This window comes from Dysgonomonas sp. HDW5B (genome assembly GCF_011299335.1).
Lineage (GTDB): Bacteria > Bacteroidota > Bacteroidia > Bacteroidales > Dysgonomonadaceae > Dysgonomonas_A.
In genome coordinates, this window is the sequence record NZ_CP049858.1 from 1618975 (window position 1) to 1631677 (window position 12703).

13 protein-coding genes are annotated in these 12703 nt (G+C 37.0%); 12 read left to right on the plus strand and 1 reads right to left on the minus strand.

The genetic code is table 11. From position 1 onward, the window contains the following. Positions 1–17 precede the first annotated feature (17 nt). From G7051_RS06560 to queG, 4 genes are all read left to right on the plus strand, one after another. Complete coding sequence (locus G7051_RS06560) at positions 18–2543, plus strand: YfhO family protein (RefSeq protein ID WP_166199119.1); 2526 nt, start codon at positions 18–20, stop codon at positions 2541–2543. Further along, on the plus strand, positions 2540–3448 hold the full coding sequence (locus G7051_RS06565; protein ID WP_255493340.1) for a glycosyltransferase: 909 nt from the start codon (positions 2540–2542) through the stop codon (positions 3446–3448). Before G7051_RS06560 ends, G7051_RS06565 begins: the two co-directional genes overlap by 4 nt. Positions 3449–3486: 38 nt before the next feature. Beyond that, positions 3487–4059 carry a hypothetical protein gene (locus tag G7051_RS06570; RefSeq protein ID WP_166199120.1) on the plus strand — a complete coding sequence of 191 codons (573 nt, stop codon included), beginning with the start codon at positions 3487–3489 and terminating at the stop codon, positions 4057–4059. A 69-nt stretch (positions 4060–4128) separates the two neighbouring features. After that, the gene (gene queG / locus G7051_RS06575; RefSeq protein ID WP_166199121.1) at positions 4129–5067 is read left to right on the plus strand and encodes a tRNA epoxyqueuosine(34) reductase QueG; all 939 of its coding nucleotides are present in this window, start codon (positions 4129–4131) and stop codon (positions 5065–5067) included. Positions 5068–5076: 9 nt separating this feature from the next. On the opposite strand, the gene G7051_RS06580 is transcribed toward queG, so the two are convergent. After that, the gene (locus tag G7051_RS06580) at positions 5077–5727 is read right to left on the minus strand and encodes a response regulator transcription factor (protein ID WP_166199122.1); all 651 of its coding nucleotides are present in this window, start codon (positions 5725–5727) and stop codon (positions 5077–5079) included. Between the two features lie 397 nt (positions 5728–6124). Here G7051_RS06580 and ndk point away from each other — a divergent pair, with 397 nt between their 5' ends. The 8 genes from ndk to G7051_RS06620 all read left to right on the plus strand — a co-directional run bounded on the left by ndk (position 6125) and on the right by G7051_RS06620 (position 12676). Beyond that, positions 6125–6586 carry a nucleoside-diphosphate kinase gene (gene ndk, locus G7051_RS06585; protein ID WP_166112765.1) on the plus strand — a complete coding sequence of 154 codons (462 nt, stop codon included), beginning with the start codon at positions 6125–6127 and terminating at the stop codon, positions 6584–6586. Positions 6587–6615: 29 nt separating this feature from the next. Continuing rightward, complete coding sequence (locus G7051_RS06590) at positions 6616–7596, plus strand: peptidoglycan DD-metalloendopeptidase family protein (protein ID WP_255493341.1); 981 nt, start codon at positions 6616–6618, stop codon at positions 7594–7596. Between the two features lie 192 nt (positions 7597–7788). Next, on the plus strand, positions 7789–8340 hold the full coding sequence (locus tag G7051_RS06595; protein ID WP_166117659.1) for a DUF1599 domain-containing protein: 552 nt from the start codon (positions 7789–7791) through the stop codon (positions 8338–8340). Positions 8341–8357: 17 nt separating this feature from the next. Continuing rightward, on the plus strand, positions 8358–9692 hold the full coding sequence (locus tag G7051_RS06600; protein ID WP_166199123.1) for a BT_3928 family protein: 1335 nt from the start codon (positions 8358–8360) through the stop codon (positions 9690–9692). Positions 9693–9783: 91 nt separating this feature from the next. After that, a complete protein-coding gene (gene tpiA / locus G7051_RS06605) occupies positions 9784–10539 on the plus strand; it encodes a triose-phosphate isomerase (protein WP_166112772.1) in 756 nt (251 codons plus the stop codon). 246 nt (positions 10540–10785) lie between these two features. Then, positions 10786–11310, plus strand: coding sequence for an SPOR domain-containing protein (locus G7051_RS06610; RefSeq protein ID WP_166199124.1), 525 nt, complete (start codon positions 10786–10788; stop codon positions 11308–11310). 198 nt (positions 11311–11508) lie between these two features. After that, positions 11509–12084, plus strand: coding sequence for a GTP cyclohydrolase I FolE (folE, locus tag G7051_RS06615; protein ID WP_166199125.1), 576 nt, complete (start codon positions 11509–11511; stop codon positions 12082–12084). A gap of 64 nt (positions 12085–12148) precedes the next feature. Further along, positions 12149–12676, plus strand: a complete 528-nt coding sequence (locus tag G7051_RS06620; protein ID WP_166199126.1) for an alpha/beta hydrolase — start codon at positions 12149–12151, stop codon at positions 12674–12676. Positions 12677–12703 lie beyond the last annotated feature (27 nt).

The following is a 12703-nucleotide window of genomic DNA, read 5'->3' on the forward strand; positions in this document are numbered from 1 at the left end:
TTAAATCCATACACAATATGATACAAGAAGAAAAGCCAATACTGAAAAAATTACTACAACACGTTATAGCTATTGTTTGCTTCTTAGCGGTTACCTTCATATACTTTAGCCCTTTGTTAGAGGGAAAGGTTCTCCCGCAAAGTGACGTTCAGCAATACAAAGGAATGTCGCGGGAGTTGGCTCAATATTACGAAAAAGAAGGACAATCTTCGGCATGGACAGGCTCCATGTTCTCCGGTATGCCTGCATATCAAATCGGAATCTGGGGTGGATCACCTAATTTCCTTGATTATCTTGAAGCCCCTGTAAAAGCTTTAGGAAGTAGTAGTGCAGGAGCAGTTTTTGCCGGTATGCTTATGGCTTACATCTTATTTTGTGTGATGGGCGTTGGATTTTTTCCTGCCATATTAGGAGCTGTAGCTTATTCTTTATCCTCTTATAATATTATCATTCTTGATGCAGGTCACGTCACCAAAGCATGGGCAATAGCCTACCTCCCTCTCATCGTAGCAGGATTGGCTGCATGCTTTAAGCGAAAATATCTCATGGCTGGACTTCTTATGGCTTTGGGACTCGCTTTACAAATAAAGAATAATCACTTACAGATTACCTATTATACAGGAATACTATGTGTATTCTTATACATAGGTCTGCTTATTAATGAAATTCTGAAAAAAAACATATCCGGATTGTTTAAAGCAACAGGTGCTTTGGCCGTTGGTGTCGCAATAGCTGTGCTTTGTAATTTGGGGAATATATACGCCAATTACGAAATGTCGAAAGAAAGTACTCGCGGACAGTCGGAATTAACTCAACCTACACAATCGGAAAAGCAATCATCAGGTCTTGATAAAGAATATGCCTTTGCGTGGAGCTACGGCAAAATGGAAACTTTATCTCTCTTAATCCCTGATATACATGGCGGAGCTTCGGGTGGAATGTTATCTCCATCGTCTAACCTTTACAAGGCTATCAGAGCAAATGCGCCTCAGGCTCAGGTTGACTCAGCCGGAATACAGGCACAGACTTATTGGGGAGATCAGCCATTTACTTCAGGTCCTGTTTATTTCGGGGCAATCATCTGCTTCTTGTTTGTGCTAGGACTGTTTGTTATCAGACATTCCATGAAATGGGTATTGCTCATTGCAACTGTATTCTTTATATTCTTATCGTGGGGACATAATTTCGAATTGTTTAATGATTGGTTCTTCTACCATTTCCCGATGTACAATAAATTCAGAGCCGTATCCACAGCTCTTGTAATTCCTGCTCTCACCATGCTTATTGTAGCCGTGTGGGGACTGAAAGACTTTTTCGGAGGAGAGATTAAAGAAGAAAAACTAAAAAAATCGCTTTATATATCGGCAGGAATAACAGCCGGAATAAGCCTTTTATTATGGTTAGCTCCCGGAATTTTCGGCTTCGAGTTTACTACTGCTGCCGATAGCCAATGGATGTCTCAAGTACCCGATTGGTATTACTCCGCACTTTTAGCCGATCGTAAGGATTTATTATCTTCTGACGCTATACGCTCATTCTTCTTTATCCTATTAGCGGCAGGAATCTTGTATTCTACCATCGCTTTAAAGGGTGATAAAAACAAGATTACCGTATACTGCTCAGTTGCACTGCTAGTATTGGTAATTACCGATCTTTGGGGAGTAGACAAACGCTACCTGAACAACGATAAATTCCAAAGCAAGTTATCATATGATTCAAACCGTCCATTCCCTCAAACGGAAGCTGACAAAGCGATCTTAAAGGATAAACATCCGTCGTATCGTGTCTTGAATCTAAATAATCCATTCAATGAAACTAAAACCTCTTATTATCATAAATCGATAGGCGGATACCATGCTGCTAAATTGAAACGTTATCAGGAATTAATTGACTATCGCCTACAAGGAGAAATCAACTCGATAATTAAGTCTTTTGATACTCAGAATATTGACAGTATAATCGGTGCTCTTCAAAAAAATACAGCATTAAATATGCTTAATGCTAAATATATTATATTCCATCCCGAACAAGCTCCATTGCAAAATCCATATGCTATGGGTAATGCCTGGTTTGTGGATAATTACACCTTTGTAGATAATGCAGATAAAGAAATAGCTGCATTAAATACACTTGATATAAAAACGACTGCTGTTGTAGACAAGAGATTCGAGGATAAGCTAACAGGCTTCTCTATTACTCCTGATTCTACGGCAATTATCGAACTGACCGAATACAAACCCAATGCGTTGAAGTATAAGTCGTCAGCTCAAAGTGAACAATTAGCTGTCCTATCTGAGATATATTACCCTAACGGATGGGAAGCATATATCGACGGAAAGCCTGCTGAACATTTTTGTGCCGACTGGACATTGCGTGCTATACGTATTCCGGCAGGACAACACGAAATAGAGTTCAAGTTTGAGCCTCACGGATACAATACTGCCCGTGGCATAGCTTCAGCCAGTAGCGGTTTATTGGTATTATTACTGATTGGAGGTATAGGTTCTATTTTCTACAGAAGAAAAGATAAGCATTTGAAATGATAAGATTTTCGCTCATAACCTGCACCTATAATCGGGATAAATATATTGCACAAACTCTTGAGTCTGTTTGCAAACAAACATTTAGTTCTTTAGATTACGAAGTAATTGTTGTTGACAATAACAGCACTGATTCTACAGCAGGTATATGTGAGGAGTTCAGACAAAAATACTCTGATCGCCAATTCAGATACTTTAAGGAGATTAATCAAGGATTGTCTTTTGCTCTCAACAGAGGAATAAAGGAAGCTCGAGGCAAATATATTATTTTCGTGGACGATGATGAAACCATTATCGCCCAACATTTGGAGCGTTTGGACAACCATCTGAAAAATTATCCGGATGCAGAGCTTGTTGCATCGCCCGTTATCCCTGTATACGAAGAAAGACAACCTAAGTGGATGTCTCATTATACCCAACGCCTTATCGGAGGATACTTTGATCAGGGCAATCAACCCAAGAAGTTAGAAGCCAAAAACTATCCGGGCACAGGGCATACCATTATCAAAAGAGAACTTTACGAAAAGTACGGATATTATAACACCGAACTTGGTCGTAAAGGAAATTCATTGATAGGAGCAGAGGATAAAGACATGTTTAGTCGTCTGAAGAAAAATAATATCGATTGTTATTATTTTCCCGATATTCCGATATATCATCATATACCTGCTCAAAAACTGACTGATGAGTTTTTTCAGAAACTGACTTATTCCATTGGTAAGAGCGAGCGAATACGCACCCTTTCCGTATCAAAAAAAGAATATCAAAGAAGGTTGATGGACGAAGGTATAAAATGGGTGGCATCTTTCGTTTTATGCTTTGGATATACAGTTATTTTTTCACCTCAAAAAGGGATTCGTTTGCTACAATTCAGGTGGAATGTAACTAAAGGTTTATTAGGTAAGTAAATCCAACGACCTACAACAAAAATCAAACTATGTGATTTATGAAAAAGAAGTCCAATAATCGTTTTGCAAAAATATTTCTAATCATTGTCCTCATTCTTGGAGCATTATTTGTTTTTAGAGGAAGTATCTATCGAACAATAGCTACTTATAAAGAAGATGGCAGCAGAAAAAACTATAAAGTAAAAGATAAAAATCTGGCAATTTTTATAGAAAACAATATAAAGAGCAGTCAAGCCGGAGATATAGAATCTATTGTAGATCTTTCTCAGGAGATTACTGACGCAGCCTTATCTTATGATGAAAGTGCCAAGGAAAACGACCCGAATAAAACTGTTTTATTACACAAGGCAAATACTCAGGGATATGCTGCTTTTGCTGCAAGTGTAGGAAATTATCTGATCGACAGATATAAGCTTTCGGAAGTATGGGAAGCCAAACCGGTGAAAGGAAAATTACATTTATTGGGCACAGATATGCATTCCCGATTTAAAAATAAGAGTTTTAAAGAATACGATTTCGTTATATTCAGAAACAAAATCACCAAAAAGGAGATAACTATCGACCCTTCCCTATACGCCCGCCGTGGTATAGAGCGTATAACCAAGCAGTAAGATCTGGGTGAAAGGTTATAATTATGTTACAATCCTCAAAGACGTTTAGTTACTCAAAACAGATTGGGTATGCACGATAAAAATACAATTTCTCAACAAATTAAAGACTATGCCCTGTCCATTGGATTCGATGCGTGTGGCATATGCCAAGTTGAAGAAATTGAAGTTATAGAAAGCAATCATTACCAAGAGTGGATTGACAAAGGCTATCAGGCTGATATGGACTATATGGCTCGCAATGTCGAAAAGAGATGCGACCCTACCCTATTGGTAGATAATGCCAAGTCGATCATAAGCCTTGCCTTAAATTACTTTCCACACGAGCGGCAACCCGAAACAGCTCCTCAATTTGCATACTATGCATATGGCAAAGATTACCACGATGTAATCAAAGCAAAACTACAGGTTCTGCTTGAATATATAAAGACTCTCATCCCAAATGTTAACGGACGGGTATTTTGCGATACCGCTCCTGTTTTGGAACGATATTGGGCTGCAAAAGCAGGGTTAGGATTTATCGGAAAGAACACTTTACTTATAATTCCTAAACGTGGCTCTTACTTCTTTTTAGGGGAGATTATTATAGATACAGCACTATCGTACGACACCCCTCTCAATCTATCCTGTGGCAAGTGCACACGCTGTTTAAGTGCATGCCCGACCAATGCTATAGAGAAGCCTCATTTGTTAAATGCAAACAAATGTATCTCTTACCAAACTATAGAGAATAAAAGGGAAATAGATAAAACCATAGTTCCTCTACTCAACAACCGAATGTATGGTTGCGATATTTGTCAGCAGATATGTCCGTGGAATAGATACGCTCGTCCTCATTCAACGCCTGAGTTTACACCAAGTCAAGAATTCTTATCGATGGATTATGAAAAGATTGCCTCTATGGCAGTAGAAGATTATCAACGGATATTTAAAGGTTCGGCAGTAAAAAGGGCTAAATATTCGGGAGTGATGAGAAATTTTAAGGCACTAAAAAATACATCTGAAGAATAGATTGATTTCTCAAATATAATATTCCGACACATCAACAATTCCGGCCTTCATAGCATACTTAGTTGCCTCATGTACGTTGTTTACTTCCAATTTTCGGAATATATTCTTCCGGTGGGTTATAATGGTGTGAAAACTCAGATTCCTTTCAGCAGCTATCTCTTTGGTTGTTCTTCCTAAAGCTATTTCTTTAAGAATTTCTCGTTCCGTATTGGTCAAATTATGATCTGATGCTGACTCCAAAGAACGGGTCAAACTTTTGATATGATTATCGACTCTTTTACAAAAATAACTCTCGCTAAAAAGAGCCGAGCGAATAGCAGCATCTATTTCATCCAATGAGCTTGATTTCAAAACAATACTAAAAACCAATCCGTTAGCTTGCATCTGTTTTAGAAAAGAATCGCTCAATTCATCAGAAAAAAGAATCCAGTCTAATTTTGGATAACGTTCACTCAACATTTGCAAATCGTTAATAGATGTGAAATCAAACAAAGTATAATCCAAAACAATCAATCCGTCTTCGTTTTCAGGCAACAACTGTATCAAGGCAGATTTAGTATCAACATCATAGATATGAGAGATTTGTTCAAAATCTTTCACCAGATATTTAATCCCTAAACGTGTTATATCTTGCGTATCTGCGATGATCAGGTTTCTCATTTTTAATATCTAAATAGATTATATTACAAAAATAGGAAAAGTCACGATATATATATCCATTAAAATACTTAAAGTAAAAATGACATAAATAAAATACTAATAAACAATGTTTTACAACATATAATTAGGCAACTGAGACTCTACAGATTAAATAATTCGATACAATAGACCGCTAAAAATAGTTAAGGTTATCAACCTTTTGTTTAATCAGTAAAAATGACAAAATCACAACACTATGTATATCAAATAGTTATACCGATGGTTCATTTTACAATTTTGTTAAATACATGAAAGCAAAGCACTTTTGACTTGCTATTAACAAAATAATTATGTTATCTTTGAAAAATGCACTTCCAAAATAAAGTGCTTTTATCGTTCAATTTTATCATTTTTATTTATGGAAAAAACCCTTGTTATACTAAAGCCTTCAGCGATTCAGCGAGGACATATCGGAGATGTTATATCTCGATTCGAACGCAAAGGACTACGATTGGCAGGGATGAAAATGATACAGTTGGATGATGCTATTCTAAGTGAGCATTATGCGAACTTAAAAGACAAACCCTATTTTCAACGTGTTAAGAATTCGATGATGGTATGCCCTGTGATTGTTCAATGCTGGGAAGGCGTGGAGGCAATAAAAGTTGTAAGGAGTATTACCGGAGCAACAAATGGACGTGAAGCTGCAGCAGGCACAATCAGAGGAGACTTTTCAATCAGTTCTCAAGAAAACATTGTACATGCATCCGATTCAGCAGAGTCTGCTCAGATTGAACTTGCACGATTCTTTAATGAGAACGAACTATTCGACTACAAACTTTGGGTTCTACCTAATCTGTATGCGAATGATGAGATATAATTCAGTTACAAATCAAAAAGTTATTGAACGTGAATTTAAAAACGATTAAAGCGTACTCCTTAGCGACGCTCTTATTTCTACCCTTGTGCGCTTTTGCCCAAACGCCGCAAGATGACAAAAACGACAGTCGAGTCGAGCTTACCTATAAGCAAAGACACAGTAAACCAGCAAACGATCTCTATGCTGATGGTATAAAAATCAAAAGAGATCTATCCCTTATCAAAGAAGCTCAGGAAGAGCGTATAATGGATATGGATGAAATCCCACAAGACGAGCTATATGGTGGAGTATGGAATAACCGTTATGTAAATGTTTATGGTTCTGTAGAAAGCGTGCCAGAAACATTTAAGGTCGACTTATCCAATTTCACAATGCCGACTATGGGTTACACCACATCTAATTATGGACGCCGTGGCAGACGTACTCATCACGGAATCGATCTGAAGGTACAAGTTGGAGATACAATATACGCCGCCTTCGATGGCAAGGTTCGTGTTTGCGAATACGAAAGAAGAGGCTACGGATACTATGTAGTAATTCGCCATCCTAATGGACTTGAAACTGTTTACGGTCACTTATCTAAATTTTTGGTATCAGACAATGATGTTGTAAAATCAGGAGATCCTATTGCTCTTGGAGGAAATACAGGAAGATCTACAGGTTCACACCTACACTTCGAGACCCGCTTTTTAGGCAGATCAATCAATCCGATAGATATTATAGATTTTGAGAATAAAGTATGCCATCGCGATACATACATGGTGCATACTAGCACTTTAGGTACTCCGGGGAGAGCAGCCCGTTCTGTTGCTAATACATCAAGTCGGTCTTCGGCAAAAAGCACAAACAAATATGCTACCGGTACTGTTTCGTATTACCGCATAAAGAAAGGCGATACTCTAGGCCGAATTGCCAAAATACACGGAGTTACAATTAAACAATTGTGTAAGCTTAATAATATGTCGACAACAGAAACTTTGAGGTTAGGAAAAAGCCTGAGAGTATCTTAAAAGTCACGATGTTATAATATACAGAAAAGCATAAGGTAAATCCTTATGCTTTTGTTTTTTTTCATACCTTTGTATATAGCAATTAAAGATAAGTATCTAACCTTGTGTTATAATTATAACCCTCTGTTGGTTTTACACTTACAAAAGCAAAAGGTATCAGTCCTAAAAAAAGAATTTCAGATAATGACAGAAATGCCAAATACGGAACAACAGTTCAAACATATTATATCGATTTGCAGAACCCTTTTTGAAAAGAAGCTTACCGACTATGGTGCATCATGGCGCATTCTTCGCCCCCAATCAGTAACAGACCAGATATTGATAAAGGCAAAACGGATAAGAAGTCTCGAACAAAAAGGCGTAAGCAAAATTGATGAAGGTATAAACTCGGAGTTTATAGGCATTGTCAATTATGGCGTTATCGGGTTGATTCAATTACATCTTAAGGCTACCGACATGGTTGATTTAAACACTCACGAGGCCTTGGAATTGTATGATAAATATATAAACGAGACTACTAATCTTATGTTTGCCAAAAACCATGATTATGGGGAAGCCTGGCGCAGTATGCGTATAAGCTCGTTTACTGATTTAATATTGGTAAAACTATACAGAACCAAGCAAATAGAGAACAACGAAGGACAAACATTGGTATCGGAAGGCATTGATGCCAATTACATGGACATGATTAATTATTCTATTTTCGGATTAATTAAACTCGAATTTCCGACAGACAGCGAATAACTTTATAAAATGGGTTAATGGGAAAGACAAAAGATATTATATTAAAAACGGTTGTTGAAATTTCGCGCATTTTACTCGGAATTACATTTGTTTTTTCGGGTTTTGTAAAAGCCATAGATCCACTTGGCACAACCTATAAGATACAAGATTACCTGACCTCATTCGGATTGGTCAATTTCCATGATATTGCACTGCCCATATCAATCATATTATGTGCGGGTGAGTTTTGCCTGGGCATATTTATGCTATTTGGTCTTTACAGAAAATGGACATCCCGCCTTTTGTTTCTGGTGATGCTTTTTATGACTCCCCTCACTCTTTATCTGGCAATAGCTAATCCTGTAAAGGACTGCGGATGCTTTGGAGATGCCCTCATAATAACTAATTGGCAAACTTTCTTCAAGAATATTGTACTATTGGCTTGTTCGATAGTTGTACTCATCTGGCATCAGAAAATTACAAATCTGTTCACGGGAAAATTCTACTGGTTCGTAGGACTTTACATCATTGCATGTAGTATTGCTTTTTGTGTATACAGCATTCTGAATGAGCCCATCATCGATTTCAGACCTTATAAGGTTGGAGCCGATATTCCTAAACTAATGACCGTAGAAGAGGATAAAGCCCCAATCTTTGAAAATGTCTTTATTTACGAAAAAGATGGTGTAAAAAAAGAGTTTACAGAAGAGAACTATCCTTGGGAAGATTCAACATGGGTATTTGTAGACAGACAAAGTAAGCTGATAAAAGAAGGTGAGGAACCTTTGATTCGTGATTTCTCAATCACACGTTTATATTTGAATCAAGACCGAACCGAAATAGAAGGTGAAGAAGATATTACTACAGAAGTATTAAGTGATAGCAGCTATACTTTCCTGATGATTGCATATTCTCTTTCAGATATGCAAAAAGACTATCTAAGTTCTTTTGAGGATGTGAATAACTATGCAAAAGACCATCAGTATAAGTTTTATTGTCTCACCTCATCTCCTCGCGATCTTATTCTTCAATTGGAGAAAGAAAATATTACTAACTTTGATTTTGCTCTGTCGGATGAGAGAAGTCTAAAAACAATTGTACGCTCCAATCCGGGTTTAATTTTACTTAAAAACGGGGTAGTTATCAATAAATGGTCAGACAGAAATGTTCCTACCGAAAGTTATTTAAACAAACCGATAGAGGAGCTTTCGATAGCCAATATGCCCGATACAAAACAAGAAAGCAAAAGGTATTTGTATATTGTTGCTATCATATTATTTACACCATTAATTGTAATTAAATTACTGGATGCATTATTATATCATCGAAAGAGTGTTACGGATAATAATAACACCAACGAAAAGATAAACTAAACTGGTAAAAAGAAATATTAAAAAGGGTAAAACTATCTATCGTTGTTTTGCGAACTTACTAATTTTTTAAACTAAATAATATCATTTCATTATGAGAAAGAACATTGTTGCAGGAAACTGGAAAATGAACAAAACTCTTCAAGAAGGTTTAGCTATAGTGGATGCTCTTAAAACAGCATTAGCAGGTAAAACAATCAATTGCGATGTAGTACTTGGTACTCCATTTATACATTTGGCTAGTGCTTCTGCTGCTATTGGCGATCAAAAAATCGGAGTTGCTGCACAAAACTGTGCTGACAAAGCTTCGGGCGCATATACAGGTGAAATATCTGCAGCTATGGTAGCTTCTACCGGTGCTAAATATGTAATATTAGGTCACTCTGAACGTCGTGCTTATTATGGCGAAACAGATGCTATCCTAAAAGAAAAAGTACTTTTAGCTCTTGCTAACGGACTTACTCCTATTTTCTGTATCGGAGAAGTATTGGAAGAAAGAGAAGCTAACAAACAAGAAGCTGTAGTAAAATCTCAAATCGAAAATGCTCTTTTCGACCTTTCTGCTGCTGATTTCTCTAAACTTGTATTGGCTTACGAACCAGTATGGGCAATCGGAACAGGTAAAACTGCATCTTCGGAACAAGCTCAGGAAATGCATGCATTTATCCGTAAAACTCTTCTTGAGAAATATGGAAAAGAAGTTGCCGACAATACATCTATCCTTTACGGTGGAAGCTGTAATGCATCGAATGCAAAAGAACTTTTTGCAAATGCTGATGTAGATGGTGGTCTTATTGGTGGTGCTTCTCTTGAAGTTGACAAATTTATGCCTATTATCGAAGCTTTTTGAATTGATTCTAATTTAAAATAATATTACACGGGGAGACATTTTAAATCTCCTCCGTGTTTTTCAGTTATAAGTAATTTGTCATCAACGGACTAATTTTATTATCTTGGCAAGTATAATAACCGTAAATAGAATTGTTACGTACAGCAATAAAGACCTGTATTTATCCGGTTCGACATTCTGAACCAAACGATCTCTTTGATTGTTAAACCACTAACACTCCGACAATTATTTATATTTCAACACATTATGAGAAAATCATTTTATATATTTCTATGCCTTTCTGCTATCTGCTTCTATTCGAATGCACAAAGTAGATCTATTGTTGACGACCTTAATACAACTAAGGCGGGACAAGGAAAAATTGTTATATATCAAGACGAAGGTATAAGAAGCCTCATTGGTGCAAATATGATGACTGCCAGCATATCCACCAATCCGACTGCTGTTGCCAGTCAATTATCAACCACTACAGACGGAACCGATGCTCCTAAAAACTTTATAAGAGCAAAAGGATACCGTATACAGGTTTACTCGGGTAACGATCAAAAAGTGGCTAAAAACGAAGCCAATTCGAGAAAAGGAGCCATACAATCATCATTCCCCAACATGGAAGTAACTGTATCGTATAATTCTCCCGTATGGCGTGTCAGAGCTGGAAATTTCAAAACACAAGAGCAAGCTAGTCAAGCGTTAAGTGAATTGAAAGCCAAATTTCCGGGATTCAAGGAAATGCGTGTCGTTGACGATGTCGTTAAAATCCCAGTAGATTAAAGTCTCAAACTCTTTTATTGCTTTGATAAACAAACCTGAAATTGGGCATTTAAGCAACAGATAGTATTTAATGTCGCATCTCAAAACGATAACTCTAAATAAGTTTTATACTTGAGTAAACAACAAATGGTCTGAAATATTGCAGCTTAAAGGGCAGCAATAAATAGTTTAAATTACATATTACTAAATTCGAAAAAAATGTCTTCAACAAATAACGAAGAAAACAATATATCGCAACTAGCCAGTCACTACAAATCTGTCATCGATTTATTAGGAGAAGACGCAACTCGAGAGGGTTTACTTGATACTCCGGTGAGGGTAGCCAAAGCAATGAAATTCCTGACTAAAGGTTATAACGAGAGTCCGGAAGATATTCTAAAGAAAGCTCTTTTCAAAGAAGATTATAGCCAAATGGTTATTGTAAAGGATATCGACTTTTACTCACTATGTGAGCATCATATGCTACCATTTTGGGGAAAAGCACACGTTGCCTATATTCCTAATGGGTATATCACCGGATTGAGTAAAATACCTCGTGTAGTAGAAGTTTTTGCCCGACGTTTACAGGTTCAGGAAAGATTGACTACTCAAATAAAGGATTGTATCCAGAAAACATTAAACCCAATGGGCGTAATGGTTGTAATAGAGGCACAACACATGTGTATGCAAATGCGTGGAGTTGAAAAGCAAAATTCAACAACTACAACTTCCGATTTTACAGGGGTATTCAATACGGCTAAAACACGTGAAGAGTTTATCAATCTGATAAGATAAAGGATAATACCTTTCTTAAATTTTGGTACGCATATAACCTGATAATTAACTTAATACTCTCTTTATGAATAACTATTTCATTATACCGGGGCTTGGAAACTCAGGGGCAAACCATTGGCAAACTTATTTTGAGAACTCAGGTGAGAATTTTCAGAGAATAAACCAACAGGAATGGAATGCTCCAAACTGTGAAGAGTGGATGAAAAATATTGATGATACAATCAGTAAGTACGATTTATCCACAGTTATTTTAATCGGACATAGCTTGGGATGTGTAACCATCGCCAATTGGGCAAAACAATATGGAAGGAAAATAAAAGGTGCTTTGCTTGTTGCTCCAAGTGATATAGAATCTCCTCTATATACCTTCACCTCCAGTGGATTTACTCCTATCCCTTTAGATCGGATAAACTTCGAAACCATTATTGTTGCCAGTTCCAATGATCCTTGGGTATCTAATGAAAGGGTAAAACTCTTTGCTGATAGTTGGGGAAGTAAACTTATCAACATAGGTGCTGCCGGACATATTAATGCCGAATCTGGCTACGGCGAGTGGCAAGAAGGGCTTGATATTTTGAAAGAACTCGACTAACCAGTCGCTTCTCGTTTCTCTTTACTT

What these genes read in the sequence shown, in the direction of transcription:
- ndk (WP_166112765.1), top strand. Translation starts at nt 6,125, where the DNA reads ATGGAAAAAACCCTTGTTATACTAAAGCCTTCAGCGATTCAGCGAGGA.
- folE (WP_166199125.1), top strand. Translation starts at nt 11,509, where the DNA reads ATGTCTTCAACAAATAACGAAGAAAACAATATATCGCAACTAGCCAGT.
- G7051_RS06560 (WP_166199119.1), top strand. Translation starts at nt 18, where the DNA reads ATGATACAAGAAGAAAAGCCAATACTGAAAAAATTACTACAACACGTT.
- G7051_RS06595 (WP_166117659.1), top strand. Translation starts at nt 7,789, where the DNA reads ATGCCAAATACGGAACAACAGTTCAAACATATTATATCGATTTGCAGA.
- G7051_RS06580 (WP_166199122.1), bottom strand. Translation starts at nt 5,727, where the DNA reads ATGAGAAACCTGATCATCGCAGATACGCAAGATATAACACGTTTAGGG.
- G7051_RS06600 (WP_166199123.1), top strand. Translation starts at nt 8,358, where the DNA reads ATGGGAAAGACAAAAGATATTATATTAAAAACGGTTGTTGAAATTTCG.
- queG (WP_166199121.1), top strand. Translation starts at nt 4,129, where the DNA reads ATGCACGATAAAAATACAATTTCTCAACAAATTAAAGACTATGCCCTG.
- tpiA (WP_166112772.1), top strand. Translation starts at nt 9,784, where the DNA reads ATGAGAAAGAACATTGTTGCAGGAAACTGGAAAATGAACAAAACTCTT.
- G7051_RS06570 (WP_166199120.1), top strand. Translation starts at nt 3,487, where the DNA reads ATGAAAAAGAAGTCCAATAATCGTTTTGCAAAAATATTTCTAATCATT.
- G7051_RS06620 (WP_166199126.1), top strand. Translation starts at nt 12,149, where the DNA reads ATGAATAACTATTTCATTATACCGGGGCTTGGAAACTCAGGGGCAAAC.
- G7051_RS06610 (WP_166199124.1), top strand. Translation starts at nt 10,786, where the DNA reads ATGAGAAAATCATTTTATATATTTCTATGCCTTTCTGCTATCTGCTTC.
- G7051_RS06565 (WP_255493340.1), top strand. Translation starts at nt 2,540, where the DNA reads ATGATAAGATTTTCGCTCATAACCTGCACCTATAATCGGGATAAATAT.